The organism is Pelotomaculum isophthalicicum JI, from assembly GCF_029478095.1.
Classification (GTDB): Bacteria; Bacillota; Desulfotomaculia; order Desulfotomaculales; family Pelotomaculaceae; genus Pelotomaculum_D; species Pelotomaculum_D isophthalicicum.
The window spans coordinates 26481-45305 of sequence record NZ_JAKOAV010000016.1 but is presented as its reverse complement, the minus strand read 5'-3'; the positions used below and the strand labels follow the sequence as shown (position 1 = coordinate 45305).

The window sequence follows — 18825 nt, the reverse complement described above, 5'->3', positions numbered from 1 at the left end:
ATACCAGAATCTTTTTCGTTTTATTTTTTTAAAAAAGATAACAATATTCCAAAAGGAAGTGGCGGATAGACATAGCCCATTCATTACGTACCATTGCGGAAAGAGACAAGTAAAGGCACGAAATCAAGGAGGGCAACTAAATTGGCTAAACGTCAAACAAAACCGGCCCAAGAGAGAACAACCGCTCCCATAGGAAACGGTTCAATAATAGCCAGAAAAGGTGTTTGCGCTAAAAAAGCAAAAGAAGAATCCCTGAAAAACAAAACCGCTGAATAATGGCTATAATATTTAACCGCAATTTCTAACATAACCCTCTATTTCTTTAATGTTTTTAATCAGAACTTCCAGTTTTTCAGGAAGTAAAGACTGCGCTCCATCACACAAAGCTTCTTTCGGTTTGTTGTGAACCTCCACGATAACACCGTCGGCTCCTGCCACAATCGCCGCCAGGGATGTTTTGATCACATAACGCCATTTCCCAATTGCGTGGCTGGGGTCGACGATTATCGGCAAATGAGAAAGATGCTTTATAATTGGCACAGCGGTTATATCCAGGATGTTTCTGGTAAAGCTGTCAAAACCTCTTACTCCCCTCTCACATAAAATGACCTGTTCATTGCCTTCTAATAAAATATATTCCGCGGCCATCAGCCACTCCTCAATTGTAGAAGACATTCCCCTTTTAAGTAAGATGGGTTTACCAATTCTTGCAACTTTTTTTATTAAATTAAAGTTTTGGGCGTTGCGAGTTCCTATTTGCAGCACGTCGGCGTATTTTGCGACCAGTGGTAATGATTCCTCGTCTGTGACTTCAGTAACAATCGGCAGACCTACCTTTTCCCGGGCCTGCGCCAGGATCTTCAGCCCTTCCTCCCCTAACCCCTGGAAAGAATAAGGAGAAGTTCTAGGCTTAAAAGCCCCCCCGCGAAGCATTGTCGCTCCCGATTTTTTAACAGCCCTGGCTATAGAGATCAACTGGTCACGATTTTCCACAGCGCATGGACCGGCAATAACATTAATCGAACCATCGCCGATTTTAATGTTGCCGATTTTTATCACCGTATTTTTTTTATTAGGATTACGGCTGGCTAATTTATACGGTTCCTGTACTGACACCGGTTTTTCAATTCCTGATATATTACCCAAATCAAATACTCTGTCAGTTACCGCCGCTATCTCTTCCCCGGTTGGTTCCTTTTTTGCAGCTAAAACCACTCTAAAAACCTCCTTAAAATAATTTAAGCCGTGAAGTTAACCCTCACGGCTTCTATATCTTAATATAAAGTTAAGAACTCCCCCGCGAGTGTACTCCGCTCGCGGTAGTTTATCAACAGCGCAAGCAGATGTTATTTTTTTGTAAGCAAGCCAAAAAGCACTTGATAAAAATAACCAAGTGCAAAGCTGGTAAAGTACTTTTGACCGCTTTGGCATGCTGACATTTAAATACACCTACTTTTTAATTACTAAAATTATATATTAAGCAAGCCTTATCTGTAAAGATCTATTTTTTTTGCCAGTCATTCCACACGAAACGGCTGTTTCGGTAAAACAACCCGGTAATGTTATAATAATAAAAAAATTAATATTGTAAAAGGAGCTTATTATTTATATGGAGGATTATCTTGTGCGCGGAATAGGCGAGGATGGGCAGTTTCGTGTTTTTGCCGCTGTTGCCACCAACCTTGTAGAGGAAGCCAGGCGCAGACACGATACCTGGCCGGTTGCCAGCGCAGCCCTGGGGCGCGGGCTTACCGCCGGGCTGCTGCTTAGCGCCAACCTGAAGGGTGATGACCTTCTTACCATGCGTATTCTGGGTGACGGACCCCTTGGGGCAATTATTGTCACGGCAAACGCCGCGGGTGAAGTGCGGGGGTATGTTCAAGAACCCCACGTTGACCTGCCGCCCGCCCAGGAAGGAAAACTGCCGGTGGGAGCCGCGGTGGGAAAAGGTTTTCTTCATGTCACCAGGGACCTCGGTTTAAAAGAGCCCTTCACAGGAAGCGTGGAACTAGTTTCAGGTGAGATTGGCGAGGATGTGGCACAGTATCTTTTAACCTCGGAACAAACTCCGTCAGCAGTGTCACTGGGCGTGCTTGTCGGTCCCGATGCTGGCGTAAAAGCTTCGGGAGGCCTGATTATCCAGCTTTTCCCCGGTGCAAGTGAAAAGATTCTGTCCCACCTGAAAAAATGCCTGCTAGATATGCCCCCCGTAAGCAGCTTGGTCAACCTCGGGATGACCCCCGAGGAGATTGTTTCCCGGGCTGTAAATGGCCTGAATGTACGTTACCTGGAAAAAAATCCGGTGCGCTTTGCCTGTAAGTGTTCACGGGAAAAAGTAGGGGATATTTTGGCCGCAATGGGGAGAAAGGAGATTGAAAAACTCTTGCAGGAAAAAGGCAAGGTGGAAGTATATTGCCATTTTTGCGGTGAAGAATATATTTTCGACGCGCCAGATTTATCTGTATTTATTTAATACTCAATATCATGCAAGGAGTACTGAGGAAGTATTGTGGGCAACGTCAAATGATTAACGGGACGAGCTTCAATTTGCCGCAGGCGGCCAGATTGTCGTCTTTTATTATCAACGCGCCGGTGATACCCTCGATTCCTACTGCATATTCTACCGCAGTTTGAACATCTTCTTTGTTTTGAACCAGGTTGCCCGCGGCGGTGGCTACCGCGTCAGCCAGGATGGCGGAAGGAGAAAGGATCACGGTGGCGTCGGCTTTACCCAGACTCAATGAAGGGCCGACGGTGCCTGAGGAGGTGCAAATCCCGATGGGTGTATCTTCCGGCATGATCTCCAGTGCAATTCGATTGGACAAAGCGGAACTGCCGGCGAACACCCCGATCCTGCGCTGCCGGGTGCTGCGCAGGTAAATATCACCGCCATTTTCCACTATAACATCCTTCGAACGCCGGACAAGCGCCTTGCCCACATATTGAGCAAAGGCGCCCGCCACGGCAGCCATAGGGCCCACCCCCGCCTTGCGTGCCGCTTCGGCCATATCTGCCGCGATGGGAGGCGCGTCCGGACTGACTGTATGTGGTTTCAGCGTGTTAAGAAAAACAGGGTCCGACTTGATATAATTTTCAAGAAGAACCCTTTCTTCCCGCACCATTTCTTCCACCCAGCGCGTCAATTCCAAAGAAAATCTGTCCCGGCGCACCCCAATACTTAAATCAGTCTGGCGCACTACAACTTGAAAGTAAGTCAAGTCTTCCTGGCGGAACTGCCGCCGGTATGAACGTTCAACATAATCCAATTAGAATTTTACCTCCATAGCCTTGACCGGACAAACCTTTACGCAAATCTGGCATAGTACACAGCTGTCACTGTCAAACCTTACTTCCATTGAAGGCCTATCCAGGTACAGCGCTCCGGTGGGACAGATATCAGTACAGGCGCCACAACTGGTACACTTCAATTCGTTCCGTGACAACTGTTCAGCCAAAGGCTGCACCCGGACACCTTCACTTTCAAGGAACTCCAGTCCCTTTGCATATTGTTCCCCGGTAAGCTCCAATACAACAGTACCTTCTTTGTTTGGGTTGACATTCGCTTTAATTATATTGAAGACAAGTTCGTAATCCTTGGCGAGGTGATAAATAATAGGCTTGTCGGATATATCCTTGCCAAAGTGAAGAATTATTTTTTTCGCAGCCAAGCGCCAATCACTCCTCTATTCAATTAATAATCAATCTATTAGCTACTAAACGCCTTTAATGTCCAAAGTTTTCGCCGTAATTTGATCCTGGTAAGAAGGTAATAGCCGTGCCGGCTCCGACAGTAGAAAGTCCCCCCGCAAAATCCAATTCTTTAACTCTCCGGCAATCTCCCTGGCTTTTGGGTAGCTTGACAGAGGCGCGGTTGGGATTTCTTTGCCGTTGATGGTAATTTTCCCGGTTTTCAACTCCGCGTAGCTGACATAGCCTAAATTGCCGGGTATGCGCTGGCTATAAGCCTCGCTGTAGTCGACAACAGGCGCGTAGAGATCGCGATCAGTGATAGAAACGCAACTCATCACATCCTCGTTAAGGATGGGGATAGGGATGCCGATGCCCACCGTCAGGGTAGCGCCATAACCCAGGTAGCTTGTACCGACCAACCATTCAGGTTTCATTTGCTTTAAATCCCCGATCACGGCAAGTGTACCGCCGGCCGGGCCATAAGAATTTTTCTCCGCGTCTGTCTGAATGCCGGGAAAATGTTGCGTACCGTGCCACGCTACATAACCGATTCCCCCACCCAAAAAGATCCTGGTGCCAATCCCGATAGTCAAAAAGTAAGGGTCATTCAGCAACGGACTAAGTTGTCCGGCGCTGCAATAGTGGGCGTTGCCCAAATTCGGCTTAAGCATTCCCATATAAGTATAAATAGTTTTACCGCTTAAATTTACAGCACAGTTATAGTTTTGGTAGGCATTGCGCGGATTGAACAGCGTAGCCTCATTTATTTCATCCAGTGTAATATAAGTTTCCAGCTCCCGCCTGGGGTAACAATCCGTACCATATGATAACGCCTCTAATTTTATTGACTTACCCTCCAACAGGTCTTGGATTACGTGTCCCCCCCCATAGCGGAACTCGCCCGGGTAATTGCTGTTGCAGGGATCATCCTCCGGAAGTTCGGTAGCGCCCAGGTAAACATCAACCGCAGCTATTCCTGTGTACGCGGGAATACCGTTAAGCCATGCTTTTGTCATTCTGATTCTAGGCTTGGAATGGCCGAAATTCAGAAAAACACCGGAAGAACACATCGGGCTAAAAGTACCGGTTGTCACAACATCCACCTGGCGGGCGGCTTCAGAGACACCTTTTTCCTCAACCAGTGAAATAACTTCCTCCGCAGTTAATACTACCGCCTTGCCGGATCTAATTTTCTCATTAATCTCAGCGTAGGTTTTTTCAATAGCCATTTACATACCCCCCTATTATGCCCTTCCATTCCGACAAACCGAAGGCCCCTTCAAACAGAAGAGGCCTGCAAAAAATTGCTTCCTCTCATCTGCCAGAAGAAAAATCTTCTGCTGGAATTAGCACCATTTTGGGTTCTTAACTCCCAACGGTTGCCGGGCTTCATTGGGCCAGTCCCTCCGCCGCTCCGGATAAGAGCACATATTTATATTACATTTGCTAAACTTAAGTTTACCAGTAACCACATTTCATGTCAACGGTTCATGTGTGATTCAAACGACAGAATTAATTTCCTCTACTAATCCTTCTGGCATAATATGCTATATTTAAAAGCCGGCTAATTGATAGATTTAACTACTGTTTAGCGATTTAGAGCGCTTTCTCCTTAAAAAGCAGACTACTATCGTTTCCGGCGATTGCTTCATTTGATACCGGCTTTACCGGTCTAATGTGAAAGTGATTATGCTGGATAACCATCTGATGAACCGTACCACAAAGCGGGCATTTCTTACTTTCGCCGTCTTTGAAACGCATCTCCCCAATATGCCTGCTGCAGCAAGTAACTTCCACACTAATAATAGTACCGTTGTTAAGAATATTTACCCGGTAGTCATTACTGTAATTTTTGGTTTGGTGGTTCATAATACATCACCCCTTAAACAATTACTTTTTTAAGTGATCCAAATATAGCACTAGTTTCTCATGCTGACAACCCCCGGGCCGGGCTATTAATTTATATGAATTTCATACTGGACTGAATATCGCCAAAATAGGCCGCAGGTCATTGTTTATTATTTTAGCTTATAAAAAAAAGACCTATAATAGGTCTCCTTTATCTCGCGGTTTTTTTGTCATTCTTTGAATCAAATATTTCTGCACAGCAATCTCCTTCAATTTCCTGGCAAATGTCACATTCTTCTTCTATGGGTGAGATAACTGCATCAGGAGTTTCGTCTGGATCTTTCTTGCGTGGAATCATTACCAGCTGCCTCCTTATAATCTATTATTATAGTGTAGTAATACCCATATTAAACTTCTCGTATAATTCACTTATATTATTTATCCCTTACCGCAGTATTTTCCCTGAAAAAGAATGATATGGAATATAGGCCGGCTAGTCCAACCAACGTATAAATTACCCTGCTAAAGTCAGATGACGCTCTAACCGTGTCTCCTCCGAATAGAGCTGTGACCAGATCCCACTGAAACAGACCGACCAACAACCAGTTCAAAGCGCCAATAATGACCAGAACTAAAGCTGTTCTTGACAACCATTCCATATTAACACGCCTCCTGTGATTAAGATATATTTATTATGCTAAAAAACAAAAAAGTTATTCTTTTCTTGCATAAAAATATCCAAAGAAATTAAACTTAAAGAAAATGTATTTTTACCTAATGGATAAGGAGGATGCCGGGCATTAGTGTCGAAGGTAATATGTGGTCGGTTATATTCATAAGATTACTATTTAACTCAAAATATTACGTAAAATTATGTAAGCAAAATACTATATCATAATGATGCAAGGTGAAATAATGGTTAACGAGGGTATCACTCAATTATGCAAGTTTGCGGCGGTAGGATGTTTAAACACGTTTATTGATTGGGTCGTTTATTTTACCATAATAAAAATACTTCCTAACGAAAGTATCTTTTTTTATGCCGTGGCCAAAGGTTTCAGTTACTTTTGCGGTATAGTCAACAGCTTTTTCCTCAACCGGTACTGGACATTTAAAACAAGCCCGGATGAAAACGATAAAAACAGGTTTCTAAAATTCACTTTGGTCAACGCGCTTGGTCTTGGAATAAACAGCACTTCTGTATATATACTGCTAAATTTATATATCTCTCAGATGGTAGCGCTTTTTTTAGCGACTTCTATCGCGTTTAGTTTTAATTTTATCCTTAGTAAATTATGGGTTTTCCGCAAAGGCAAAATGGTGCCCAAAACAACCGGGGGTTAATTCGTGTCCAGAAAAGATTTTACACGTGTTGGTTATATCTATCTGCTTAACAAGATTTATATTGTTTTTCTAATTTGGCTAACGAGAGATGTTCTAAATCCATTTCTCCCCGCAACTACCGACGGTCTTCATCCCAATGTAATTTTTGATTCTTTGCTTCATTGGGACGCCGGATGGTTTCTCAGGATAGCCGGACAAGGTTATGATTTTGACAGCGCCCCTTTTTTCCCTATGTTTCCCTTTTTGATCCGCCTGTTCACTTACGTTGTTGGGAACGGGGTAGCCGCCGGGTTTTTGATTTCCAATATTGCGCTTTTTATTGCTTGTTGCTTTCTTTATATTATTGCTAAAGAAGACTTTGACAAGAAAACGGCCACTACAACAGTTTTTATTTTGCTATTTTTTCCTACAGCTATATTTTTTACCTCCATTTATTCCGAATCTTTACTATTGGCTTTTGCCCTGGCATCTTTTTATTTCGCCAGGAACGGGCGCTGGGTATGGGCAGTTCTCCTGGCTAGTTGCGCGGCCCTCACCCGGAATATCGGAGTAGTCTTATTTTTCGCTTTTTTGTACATGCAATACCAGGAAAACAATAAAAAAATAATACTTAAAAAGGCATTGCCTCTCCTCTTAATACCGGTATCACTATCTATCTTCATGCTTGTTTTGTGGAAGCAAGCCGGAGACCCCCTGGCTTTTGCCCATTCATTGAACAGCGAGTATTGGGGATACCGCCACTTTGCCTACCCGGGCGCAGGCCAATTTCTTAACCTGACAATTTTTTTCTATCACAGCGATTTTTATAGTCTTTTTGAATCAGGAATGGCGTTGTCATTCCTTTACTTAATCATAAAGAGTTTTAAATATTTAAAGGACAAGCCGCAACTGATTTTCCTGACACTGGGGTTTTTGATTCCATTTTCTTCAGTAGTTGATAACTTGCCCCTTGGAATGCCCCGTTATATTTTAGTATTATTCCCGGGGTACATCGCCTTGGCCCGCTTACTGTATAAAAACGGTTTGACTCAAGTATATTCGGTCATTTCCATCCTGGTTTTCTCAACGGTAACTATTCTTTTTGTGGTTGGACGGTGGATAAGCTAACACTATGACGAAGATTCAGAACGAATTAGCTTTTGGAGACCTTTAGGCATATAACACGGCTCATATTCAATTCTGGTGTAAAGTTAGCTGGTTAAAGAACCAGTTTTTTTATTTTTATCAAGAATTTTGAAATATCGTCATCGGTATTGACTTATTCAGCAGACTAGTTGTTATCATGGAACCCCCGGATACTCATTCACATAGTATATATAGATTCACAAAGGTATTTTCAAACTATTCAAAAGTAAAGTGTGGTACGATACTATGACAACTTATCTTGACGCAGTTACTTCCCTGGGCAAAGGCAGCCTACATCCGGGGGGATTCTTCCACACTCTCAATGTGCTTAGACAAATTGATCTGTCTGATGAAGATATTGTTCTTGATATCGGATGTGGGACCGGCCGAACCGCTTGCCATATAGCAAAAAATTCAGGCGCATTTGTTTTTGCCCTGGACAACTCTGAGGAAATGTTGCAAAAGGCTACGTATAGGGCGTCACAAGAAGGTGTGCAAGTGCAGTATGTGCTTTGTGATGCTGGAGACACACCATTCCGAAATAAAGTTATTGATTTGATCTTAGTTGAGTCGGTATTAATATTTTTACCGGCAATTTCTATACTGCGAGAGTGCAATAGAATATTAAAAAAAAATGGGATATTAATTTGCGTAGAGATGTGCGCAAGCAAATCTCTGCCCAAGATAGCGAGGGAACAAATTCAAGCAGCCTGCAATTTGCCTCATATACCTTCTTTTGAAGAATGGTTGATATTATTTCAAAATACAGGATTTGCACCCGTCAAAGTACAGCGTAATAATTTTCCGGGTTTATTAGATAATATTAAGAACATACTGTATCCGGATCCTTACCAAGTAGTATCACGAGGAACAGGATCAAGCCGGGAAGTTAATAATGTAATGCAAAAATATATGCAGTTAATCCAAATATATAAAAAATACTTGGGATATGGCACCTTTCTCATGAAAAAACTATAAAAAGAAGCTTGACCATAAGTAAAAAAAATGATAGACTAAAAAAGTGCGGGCGGCACATTAAAAAACTAAATCAATAATAACGTGGGGATATAGCTCAGCTGGGAGAGCGCCTGAATGGCATTCAGGAGGTCAGCGGTTCGATCCCGCTTATCTCCACCAGAAAAATCAAGGCCTAGAGGCCTTTTTTTATTTGCATAAAATCAACTTTATGCCCATAGTTATGATACCTGCCTCTCTCCTATACTTTTTATAAGTTCATATGCAATATTGGGGCTTTCAAGCCGCATGATGCTTTCTTCTGCACTGCCAAAGCTCAATAGATTTATACTACCATACCATACGATCCTTTGGTCTATAACTGCAAATTTTTGGTGAATATTTGATCTAAAAACCACACTTACTCCAGCATCTTCTAATAATTTCAAAGTACCTTGCAAAGCGTTCATATTCTTTTCCTTGAAATCTTCAACCGGCCTAGTCACCACGATTACTCTCACTTTATTTTGCAATACAACCCTTAGGTGTTGCAGCATTTGCAAAGTACGCTTCTTGGTAATAAACGGACTTACAATCAATATTTCTCTTGCTGCATTCACAATATCATTTGTATATACAGGTAAAAAGTTGCTTTTATCAAAAATAATGTTTATTGACTCTGCTGCAAAACTTTCGCCCTTTGCTTTATAACCAATTGAAGCATATCCGGTAAGCCTTTTATTATACATCTTTTCCAGCATCCTTACATGGATATCCACATAATCATATATTTGTACCTCATTTTTATTTTTAAACAGCCTGTGAAGCCTGCCTGCATATTGCTGTAAAGTCCCTTTCCACGATATAGGCATTGCTAAGAATAACGTATCAAGACGCGGTTCATCAAAACCCTCTCCTATATATTTACCTGTAGCCACTAGAGTTAGCTGTTTATCTGCAGGTGTATTAATTATTCGTTTCATTTTTTCTCTGGTTTCCTTCGTTCCCATACCACCCGTAAGAGATATCACATCAGGAATTCTGTTATTTATTTTTTTGGCAAGTAATTTAACGTGAGCGGTTCTTTCTGTTAAAACAATACAGTTCCTGCCGTCTTCATGGCTTTTAACCACATCATCAACAATTAGCTGATTTCGCATCTCATTAATTACTATTTCGGAATATAACTCCTGAATTGAAACGTCACTTTCATCTTTATTCAACGGAACCCTTAGAGATGTAAATCTTGGTATAATATAATGCTCAAAAGGTCTTTTTTCCGCCTGTTTTTTCGCGTCATCCCTGTATCGTATGGAACCACATTGCATGAATATGATCGGATGATGTCCATCTTTTCTGGTAGGTGTTGCGGTTAATCCATAAACATATTTTGCGTTTGTGCTTTTAAGTATCTTTTCAAAGCTAAAAGCTGAAACATGATGACATTCATCAACAATAATCATACCATAATTTTTCACATATTCCTTGACTTCACCCATTCTATTTAACGATTGCATTATGGCTATATCAATTACTCCACTTAAGCTGTCCTTTCCTGCTCCTATTTGTCCGATAATACTATTAGCTTTTTTTCTTCCTCTCTTTTTTCCCTCATTGATATCTTCATCCGGCAAAGTCTCATTTATCGTCAGAAATTTCATCAATCTTTCTTTCCATTGTGGAACCAAATTGACTTTATCAACCAGAATAAGTGTGTTAACTTTTCTTTCGGCAATCAATTTAATTGCCACAACCGTTTTCCCGAAAGCTGTAGTTCCGCAAAGTACTCCGATATCATGTCTGAGCAATTTATCGAATGCCAGAGGTTGTTCATCTCTCAAGCTACCGTTGAATTCAACATCAATTTTTTTGCCGCAATTCGTCTTGTCAATGTAGTTAACAGCCATTCCTAGTTCTTCAAATATAGCTTTCAAGTCTGCTTCACATCCTCTTGGCAGACACAGATATTCTGCTGTTTCTTCAGAGCAAGAAATAATTCTGGGTATTTTAGTAGTCGGCATGCGCATCGCTTGAGCTCTATAAAACTCCGGATTTTTGAAAGCCGCTAAACGTTTCAAGTGGTTTAACGCCTTTTGAGAAATGCCTGCCTTCGGGATAAATAGCATATTTGCTTTTACAATTTCAACATCTTGTGGAAAATCGTTTTTCAGCAATTTGACTTTGCTTGTTTCCCACGGCTTTTGGTTTTCTTCTTCGTCTTTTTTCAATACTCCAAGTTCGTTCCCGTGGCACAATTTTGTTGAAAGCATTTCAACATCATTTTCGGAGAGTTTATGAATTGTAGCTAAAAACGCCCACTGGTCATTATACGGTTGAAAATTTTCATCGATAAACTCACTATTATTAGCTTTTCTTGCTGCCTTTTGCAAAGGAAGCGCAATCAGATTTCCCAAACCGCCCTTTGGCATTGTGTCCTGATTGGGAAAAAACCTGTCATAGGATTTAAATGTTATCTCATGCCTTTTACTCATGGAGAAGGTAAGTAGCGCACTTCCAAATCTCCTTGCCAGAGCGGCAGATATCGGGCTTTTAAAGAAAAACCACGCATGAGCTCCTTTGCCTGAACGCGAGCGCTCAACAGCTATAGGAATATTAAACTCCGTACACACTTGTCTGATCACTGAAATATCTTTTTGCCACTCTCCATCATCAAAATCAATAGCTAAAAAGTAGCATGTCTCATCTAGGCACAAGGGATATATTCCCGCAACGAAATTGTCACGCCCTCGTAAATGATCATCAATAACCATTTCATTTAAAACAGCATATTCCTTAAAGGCGCAACCTGCACATTTTCCCTTTGGTTTTGCACATAATTCAGATTTCCATTCATGCAAACAGACCGGTGAATACCCGGATGTCCCCTTCTTTTTGTTTTCCCATCTTTTAGCGTAAACATCGTCCCGTCCTTTAAAGAGTGACATGAATAACTTGATTTTTTCTACGCTGTCTGACTTACTGTTTACGTTTAATTGCAAAGTTTTACCTGCAAATTCATTATTAAATATTTCTGGTTCTGATATATAATTGGGAATTTCACCAGGAACAACCTGTGGCTCTATAATACCCAATTGAGCCTTCAAGCTCATTATTTCTTCTTTCAAGCTATTGTTCTCAATCAGTAATGTCTGATACTTCTCAAGCAACTCTTTAAAATCCATATTATTCTCCTAAATTGGAAAATTAACATATTCTAAAGACCAACCAACTGCATATCCAAACCCTGTCGATTGATAATGAAATTGCTATGTTCAAATTCTCTAATGTTGATTTTAAATTGAAAAGGAAAAACGAACTGTGCCGCCGGGATCATCTCCAGCGGCATGTATTGACAATCCGAAACCCGCAGGACCACCTCAGCCAGCCATAGCTTTAATGCCGCATTGGTTATTTCGTATTTTTTCGGCAGGGTATAAATATTGCTTTTACTTCTCTCAATAAGCCCCCAAGATTTGATACTCATCAATACCGCTGTGGTAGCTACCTCCACCCTACGCCTGTCCCCATAGAGACTCTTCACCTTACGGCCTATTTGCCGGCTGGGCACCTCATTTTGCAATCTGAATAGAGTGCCCAATTCATTGACCACATCTTTAAAAAAGGGATAGGCCAGTAAGGTCATACCCCAATGAAAAACAAGACGATCATGAAACGATAAGGATGGCAGCAATTCTAAGGCCCTTTGGCGTAAACTCTTTAATTCACCGGGCGTCAAATACCAGATTTTCATTAATACCGTAACGGCGTTTTTTCTGGATTTAGCACCACGAATATCTGCATTTAGAAATTCATCTAGTTTTTCATGTACATTTTTACGATCCAAACTGCTCGCTTCTCTGGCAATATAGTCCAGATGCCGCAACTTTATTTTTTGATCAAACCCCACCGGTTTTGCCATTTTAAACCTCTAAAAATTATTGTTTGCCTGTAATGTGTATAAAAGGCACCACTACTTCCTCCAGGCTGATCCCCCCGTGACTGACCACATGTTCACCTTTTTGAATAAAAGCTTCTCCGCTTTTGGCCAGCAATACATACACGTCCTCCGGCAAGCCGGACCCGGTCCAGGCCAATGAAGAGTAAGCAGCAGCCGCCTTATCGCGCAACATCTTATCTTTATAGATTCTAACCCGTTCCCCCCGTGTTTCCGCCAGAACACCCTCCGAGACACGGCCAATGCCCCGGCTTTCCTTATTACCATGATCGGAAGTCAAGTAAACCTCGAAGCCTTTATTCATTAAATCTGCCAAAAGTCCTGCCAGATACCCTTTTTCAAGCCATAACTTGAGCTCAGCGTACATCCCTCTGTGCCCTTGCAGGGCCGTATGAACCAGATTGTCAATGGTATCAATCACCAGGCCAAGCACTTTTAGTGAAGGTTTTTGTAAACTATCAGGGGATCGATAAGCCCCTTCTCTTTGACCTAATCTTTTTTCATAGCCGGTATAAGCCTTGAACACATCATGGTTCTCCCAATAAAGTTTCCATGTTGCTTCTTCTTTCCTGGTGGTTCCCAAGGTATGGGAGAAATATACGGGCATTTCTCCGGTAAAAAGGGCTTGTCTGGATATAGAAGTAATGGTGGGAATCCAGGCGAAAACACTCAACTCATCAAAAACAAAGTTTTTCGCCTGTAAATGCTTCCGTATTTGCGCCCACTGGACATAACTCATACCATCCAAGACCACCAGGGCAACTTTTGCATAATGTTTAGCGGCTAAATAATGGGACACCTGGTGCAGCATCACCGGTTTCGGCAAATAGGGAAGGTTTAGCAACCCTCCATAGTTACGGAGCATCCATAGCTCAAATTGGGCGTCCATCCCGGCCTCGACGGCTTTTACTTCGCTAAGAACAGTTTCATTTTGGGTAAAATTCATGGATAAAATTAAATCTTTTATTTCACCGTACAACGGAACGACATTCAACCAGTCCCGGTAATTTCCGATTGCCTGAAGCTTCTCCTTTAAGTTTACCAGTAGTCCTTTAAGACGATTTTTGTGGTCGCTGGCAGGATCAATCACCAGCCCGACATGGGTCCATTGAGGTAACCGCTTACTGTTAAAGCCCTTCACCGGTTTCAAGTACCCTTCAATAAACAGGTTATCTAATAAACGGTAAACATCTTCATCGTCAAAGGGATGGGGTTTTTCTTTGCCATAGATGCCCTTTGGCAGGCTATCGTCCATTAATACCAACGGTTTTTCTTGCAGGATTTGCAAATACACAACCCACTGGTTTTGCAGATAGCTATAAAAAAAGGACGGGGATTTTACCAACTCTGCCAACGGCAGCTTATTTAACCCCTTTTGCATCTGTAATTGTTCGATGAGATATGACTCGATTACCTCCGGGTATAGTCTCTGACGGTAATGTTTAGAAAGCAAGTACTTGACCAGTTCCGTTTCATTATCGATCATGTCATAGGCCACTTTAAAAACCCTGCGCAAGATAAAATCACAGGTTTCGCCATAAGAAGCAGCGCCTTGATACTGTCCGCGGACGGCATACAAGGCATCTAAGTCCTGGGAGGCCAATTGCTTCACCACTTGGGGTGACAGCTTTGGAAATATGGTTTGCACCCGGTAGGTTAGTTTTCGCCCCATTTGCAGCAAATCGTAAGGCATTTGCTCCAGAGTAACATCATTTACCCGCACCAGCAACCTTAAGGTTCGCTCTTCCAGCGCTTTACGATAACTGAATTCAAACAGGTAACGAAAGGCCACCGGGTCACCGTATTGGACGAATTCCACTTGGCTGTCCTTAAAGGACGACAGTAGAACTTCATCCAACAGCAAATGATCCGGATCCGCCACCAGCGTAAGTGGCGGCACCGGTTCCTGAAAATCCCTCAGCACCTGATCGCGCCACGTACTCAAAAGGGGTCACCTGTCCTTCTCTTCATACCTGAACGGATTTGCACATTATCGTTGTAATGATTACTAAAAATGATATCCTTAGCTTACAATCAGTTTACCCTTTAAAATAATCTCGTCATAAAGGAATTGTCCTTTCTTGATATTTTTATATTCTTCCAGAGAATAGGGTCTTGGAGAAATATCTAAATCAATATCTTCACTGATTTCTTTAAGCATAACTGCTTCCTCCACATAGTCTTGGCCAAAGTCCGGAGAAATTACAGCAATATCAATATCACTATCTTTACCCGCGCTCCCTTTTGCATAAGACCCAAACAAGATGGCTTTTTCAACACGAATGTTCCTACTTTTTAAAGCCTTTATAAATTCACCCACAACTACTTCAACATGTTTTTTAACCATTTCACAGCCCCCTTTGAGCGTTCCAGAATTTCTTTCGTATGCTCTTTAGTGCATTTGGCTTCCAGAACGGCACGTTTATCGGGATACCTAGTTTCAATATAATATAGAGAAAGACGGCGTAACAAGTCCCTCAGCTCTTTTGTACATTTTTCAAGCAAGCCGGCACTACCAGCTAATGACACCAAATCCCATGCCCAAACGCCTTTATACCTTGCGTATATAACGCAAGAAGGCTGCAAATACTATCTTATTCACATAAAACCTCGTCATGGTGAACGTTACTACCATCTCCAGCAACAGCACCTTTACTCATTTCCACGGCTCCCTCAGCCTGGGCATATGAAATCTCACACTGCTTTTCGTCGACCAATTGCCGGATTACCTCAGATATACTTATACCCTTCAATCCGGCAACTTCAGTCAAAAAGCGGTATTGTGATTCTTTAAGTATAATTTGTGTTAAAGGAACTCCCTGCGCAAGCTCTTTCCCGGCATCAGTGAGCTTTTTGTTAACCTCAACAAGAGCAAACTGACGCTCATAGGTTTCTATACTCATCACAACCAAATCACCATATCCGTTTTTGGTAATAAAAACCGGTTCTCCTGGTTTATGGCATATTTCTGAAATTTCATTGGTATTTCTCAGATCGGTAATTGGTCTAATTTGTGGCATAATATCAACACCTCGTCAATAATTATGCTATTATTATAGCATAATTATGTACTAAACCACGAGATTACTCACATTACATCCCCAGCCGGATTTGCGCGTTGTCGTAGTACATCAACAATTTATCGTCCTCTTGCAGGACGCTTTCCGGCAAACGCCGGCCAATCTCGACAATTGTTTGATAATCATTATCTCCCCAGGCCTTTCTAAAGCCGGCCCGGATGGCCTCGGTACGAAACAGCTTTAATTTTCTCTTGCTTTTCTTTATTTCTTCAATATATGAAGCGAATTCGCGCAGCAGGGATTTCTCGCGCAACTTCTCCAAGTCAGCCTGTTTATTGGGGTCCGGAACATACCAGCGATCCTTCCCTCTACTACGAAGGGTCTCATCGTCCTTGGCCAATTTTCTGAGGTCCTTGAAATTCGTAGACAGGTAGCTGTGAATCTGGCTGGGTAATTCATCACTGCCGTCGTAGCGAAGGAAGTTTTGCTCGAGCAATACCGAAAGCTCCAGAGGTTTCTCGTATTTATGCCAACCACCTTGCGTTTCACGCATAAACTGCGGCTGAAGCTCCCTGAAAGTCTGTGGTTTTCTGGCAAGCTGCTCTTTGAGCCATTGGATGGCCGATGATTCATCGGAGACAAAGAATTCGGGTTGTATTATCTCACGGGAGGCCACACGCAGGCGCTCGTATTCAACCACCTGGTCCATCAGGAAGTACATGCCGTCACGCTCGGGAAAGCGCTGGGCCAGCCCCTGATAAAATTCGCCTGCAGACAGGGGAACGGTAACTCCACGTTGAACATGAAAAGCAACCATGCGGTCGAATAATAAGACCTGCTGTCTTTCCGCTATCACTTGTCCTGTCCCGTCTTTGACAATAAAGACGGGGAGCCGGCGCAGGTGAGTCCGGACAAAATCCCAGACCCCTTCTTCAGTTCCGGCTATGAGCTGGAATCTTTGCTCGAGCCCGCCGTTCGGTTTGTAGGCCGATATGACCAGGTCTTTGTCAACCGCTCTGGCATGCAACTGCTTCTTGGTCCTCATCCCCTTGTCGAGGACACTTACGTCAGCAATGATGAAGCCGGCGCGTCCCAGTGCTTCTTGTATCGCAGTCCATACGGCGTTCTTTGAATTGTGAAATTCCACCGTAACCCACCGGCCCGGCTTGAGGATGCGATAAACCTGTTTCAGACAGGACGTCATCATGTTCGTGTAAACGGCCAAGTCTTTTTTCCACTTCCTACTGACAATCGCATCCTGACCAGCATTGGTGAATACCCGAAGCCACGCCTCCCACAGGAAATTCAACTCGGCATAGGGTAAGTTGTCGCCGAAGGGCGGATCGATGAACACGTAATCGACGCAGTTATCCGGAATCAACACTGAGGCGAGAGATTGCGTGGTTATGACTGCCGGAGAGCCGCCCTTTGGAATAGCGTTGCCAAATCTTTTAATCTTGCCGGTCAATACATAGGTGGGGCTTGGCTCGCTGACTGTTGAGCCCATATACAACGTACCGCTCAGTGCACGATTAACCTGAGAATAGGCATTCTTTAAAAACCTATTTCGGCGGGTGAAGCTCACAAGGACGCTCTGTAATGTAAACCGCCAGAGCCGCTTCATTTCCTCACTGGGGAGGTCATCCGTCATTTGCCATAGCAGAGAGAAGGCGACGAGCTGGCGCGGCAAATGAAAATCGTGAACACGGCTGATTGTTGGTCGAAAGTCATCGCCCCATTCTTCCCCCTCCGGAACAAACATCATCAATTCAGTGGGGTAATAGATATCCTCCATCAGTTTTTCAACTCTCTCCAGGACGGCATTATCATCTTGATCAGGTTTTTTGCTCTTCTTGACTCCCATGTGCTGGTATCGGATATCGACCGGACGCAAGACCTGCCGCGTCCGGATTGACCCGACCGTATTGTCGTAGTAAGTGGTTGTGAGTCTAACGAGGTCACGTTTAGAAATATCCGCCGAACAGTGAGGACAGGTGAGTCGGTCTTCAAACTTCCCTGACGCCTCGTCATAGGCCAGACTCCAGAATTCCAATTCCCCGGAGCAATGAGGACAGTTGAATACTTCGGTCCAAACTGTGAAGTCAACCGGACAAACTGCGCCAGTTTTGGGGTCCCGCGTTTCATACATCCACCCGTATTCACTGTTGAACTTGTCCAAAAGCATCTTGGCATGCCGGGCGAACCCTTTTGCATCGGCTGTCAGGTTATAGCCTGCGGCGATCAAAGTTGCGGCGGGCGAAAGGTCGTTCAGAACAGGGTGCCGGCATCCAAACCGAGAGACCGTCTGCTTGTTTTCATCCAGGATGTACCCATCTTCGGTCAACTTATAGCCAAGTGAAGCAATTACGCTTTGGTCTCCACACAGTTGGGCCGCTACCCCCGTCATCCCCGTTCCGCAAAACCCGTCAAAGACCACGTCTCCCGGCTCTGTGTAATGCAGGATGTACCGCATAATCGCCTTATGAGGCACCTTGGTATGGTAACTATGCGCGTTATAAATCGGGTCATTCTTCCCTTCCGATACATCCGCGGCAAAAGGTTCCCTGTGATACTCCTCTTGGTCTTCACCATATAACTTTCTCTTTTCCTCTTTCCAATATTTAATAAAATCCGGTATGAACGGATTCGGGCAAGCAGTATAATAAGGCGGGTCCGAAAGGGCGAGGATGTCTTCATCCTCACCAATCGGAAACCCTTCCATTTGTCTTAATTCAGGCAGTCTTCTGCGCAGTTCCTCCGTAAAATACGCCCGGCGGGCCTCGTCATCGGCAAAGGTCATCCCCAGGCAGGTTACCGGTTGATCTTCGGTGTCTTGCTCATGATCTAACATCGTTATTTGTTTCGTATCCTTGAAAACCAAGTTCTTCT

Annotated in this window: 18 protein-coding genes, 1 tRNA gene, 1 pseudogene and 1 riboswitch; of the genes and pseudogenes, 6 read left to right on the top strand and 14 right to left on the bottom strand. The window is 43.3% G+C overall.

Annotated elements, in window-relative coordinates:
- Nucleotides 1–141 precede the first annotated feature (141 nt).
- A complete protein-coding gene (locus L7E55_RS09625) occupies nucleotides 142–276 on the top strand; it encodes a hypothetical protein (protein WP_277443944.1) in 135 nt (44 codons plus the stop codon).
- Nucleotides 277–288: 12 nt separating this feature from the next.
- On the opposite strand, the gene aroF is transcribed toward L7E55_RS09625, so the two are convergent.
- Nucleotides 289–1215: a 3-deoxy-7-phosphoheptulonate synthase gene (gene aroF / locus L7E55_RS09620; RefSeq protein WP_420852033.1), complete on the bottom strand. Its 927-nt coding sequence runs from the start codon at nucleotides 1213–1215 to the stop codon at nucleotides 289–291.
- Between the two features lie 394 nt (nucleotides 1216–1609).
- Here aroF and hslO point away from each other — a divergent pair, with 394 nt between their 5' ends.
- Nucleotides 1610–2473: an Hsp33 family molecular chaperone HslO gene (hslO, locus tag L7E55_RS09615; protein WP_277443943.1), complete on the top strand. Its 864-nt coding sequence runs from the start codon at nucleotides 1610–1612 to the stop codon at nucleotides 2471–2473.
- A 46-nt stretch (nucleotides 2474–2519) separates the two neighbouring features.
- Here hslO and L7E55_RS09610 read toward each other — a convergent pair whose 3' ends face one another.
- From L7E55_RS09610 to L7E55_RS09585, 6 genes are all read right to left on the bottom strand, one after another.
- The gene (locus L7E55_RS09610) at nucleotides 2520–3266 is read right to left on the bottom strand and encodes a UPF0280 family protein (RefSeq protein ID WP_277443942.1); all 747 of its coding nucleotides are present in this window, start codon (nucleotides 3264–3266) and stop codon (nucleotides 2520–2522) included.
- Nucleotides 3267–3668, bottom strand: coding sequence for a 4Fe-4S binding protein (locus L7E55_RS09605; RefSeq protein WP_277443941.1), 402 nt, complete (start codon nucleotides 3666–3668; stop codon nucleotides 3267–3269). It lies immediately after the preceding gene.
- A gap of 45 nt (nucleotides 3669–3713) precedes the next feature.
- Nucleotides 3714–4919: a homocysteine biosynthesis protein gene (locus L7E55_RS09600; RefSeq protein ID WP_277443940.1), complete on the bottom strand. Its 1206-nt coding sequence runs from the start codon at nucleotides 4917–4919 to the stop codon at nucleotides 3714–3716.
- Nucleotides 4920–5001: 82 nt separating this feature from the next.
- Nucleotides 5002–5115: riboswitch (SAM riboswitch) on the bottom strand.
- A 171-nt stretch (nucleotides 5116–5286) separates the two neighbouring features.
- A complete protein-coding gene (locus tag L7E55_RS09595) occupies nucleotides 5287–5559 on the bottom strand; it encodes a hypothetical protein (protein ID WP_277443939.1) in 273 nt (90 codons plus the stop codon).
- 190 nt (nucleotides 5560–5749) lie between these two features.
- The gene (locus L7E55_RS09590) at nucleotides 5750–5896 is read right to left on the bottom strand and encodes a hypothetical protein (RefSeq protein ID WP_277443938.1); all 147 of its coding nucleotides are present in this window, start codon (nucleotides 5894–5896) and stop codon (nucleotides 5750–5752) included.
- A gap of 76 nt (nucleotides 5897–5972) precedes the next feature.
- On the bottom strand, nucleotides 5973–6197 hold the full coding sequence (locus L7E55_RS09585) for a DUF378 domain-containing protein (RefSeq protein ID WP_277443936.1): 225 nt from the start codon (nucleotides 6195–6197) through the stop codon (nucleotides 5973–5975).
- 256 nt (nucleotides 6198–6453) lie between these two features.
- Here L7E55_RS09585 and L7E55_RS09580 point away from each other — a divergent pair, with 256 nt between their 5' ends.
- The 4 genes from L7E55_RS09580 to L7E55_RS09565 all read left to right on the top strand — a co-directional run bounded on the left by L7E55_RS09580 (nucleotide 6454) and on the right by L7E55_RS09565 (nucleotide 9144).
- Complete coding sequence (locus tag L7E55_RS09580) at nucleotides 6454–6882, top strand: GtrA family protein (protein WP_277443935.1); 429 nt, start codon at nucleotides 6454–6456, stop codon at nucleotides 6880–6882.
- 3 nt (nucleotides 6883–6885) lie between these two features.
- Nucleotides 6886–7989: a mannosyltransferase family protein gene (locus L7E55_RS09575; RefSeq protein WP_277443934.1), complete on the top strand. Its 1104-nt coding sequence runs from the start codon at nucleotides 6886–6888 to the stop codon at nucleotides 7987–7989.
- Nucleotides 7990–8253: 264 nt separating this feature from the next.
- Nucleotides 8254–8985 carry a class I SAM-dependent methyltransferase gene (locus tag L7E55_RS09570; RefSeq protein WP_338091204.1) on the top strand — a complete coding sequence of 244 codons (732 nt, stop codon included), beginning with the start codon at nucleotides 8254–8256 and terminating at the stop codon, nucleotides 8983–8985.
- Nucleotides 8986–9068: 83 nt separating this feature from the next.
- Nucleotides 9069–9144: transfer RNA gene (locus L7E55_RS09565), tRNA-Ala, on the top strand.
- Between the two features lie 59 nt (nucleotides 9145–9203).
- On the opposite strand, the gene L7E55_RS09560 is transcribed toward L7E55_RS09565, so the two are convergent.
- The 7 genes and pseudogenes from L7E55_RS09560 to L7E55_RS09530 form a co-directional block, all read right to left on the bottom strand.
- Complete coding sequence (locus L7E55_RS09560; protein ID WP_277443932.1) at nucleotides 9204–12143, bottom strand: TOTE conflict system archaeo-eukaryotic primase domain-containing protein; 2940 nt, start codon at nucleotides 12141–12143, stop codon at nucleotides 9204–9206.
- Nucleotides 12144–12175: 32 nt separating this feature from the next.
- Nucleotides 12176–12880, bottom strand: a complete 705-nt coding sequence (locus tag L7E55_RS09555) for a hypothetical protein (protein ID WP_277443931.1) — start codon at nucleotides 12878–12880, stop codon at nucleotides 12176–12178.
- A gap of 16 nt (nucleotides 12881–12896) precedes the next feature.
- A complete protein-coding gene (pglZ, locus tag L7E55_RS09550; protein ID WP_277443929.1) occupies nucleotides 12897–14861 on the bottom strand; it encodes a BREX-3 system phosphatase PglZ in 1965 nt (654 codons plus the stop codon).
- 78 nt (nucleotides 14862–14939) lie between these two features.
- Nucleotides 14940–15263, bottom strand: coding sequence for a nucleotidyltransferase domain-containing protein (locus tag L7E55_RS09545; protein WP_277443928.1), 324 nt, complete (start codon nucleotides 15261–15263; stop codon nucleotides 14940–14942).
- Nucleotides 15239–15445, bottom strand: coding sequence for a HEPN domain-containing protein (locus tag L7E55_RS09540; RefSeq protein WP_277443927.1), 207 nt, complete (start codon nucleotides 15443–15445; stop codon nucleotides 15239–15241). The genes L7E55_RS09545 and L7E55_RS09540 overlap by 25 nt, the downstream gene beginning before the upstream one ends.
- 281 nt (nucleotides 15446–15726) lie before the next feature.
- Nucleotides 15727–15936, bottom strand: a pseudogene (locus L7E55_RS09535) (type II toxin-antitoxin system prevent-host-death family antitoxin); the annotation flags it as partial.
- 73 nt (nucleotides 15937–16009) lie between these two features.
- A complete protein-coding gene (locus L7E55_RS09530; RefSeq protein ID WP_277443926.1) occupies nucleotides 16010–18817 on the bottom strand; it encodes a DNA methyltransferase in 2808 nt (935 codons plus the stop codon).
- Nucleotides 18818–18825: the final 8 nt, after the last annotated feature.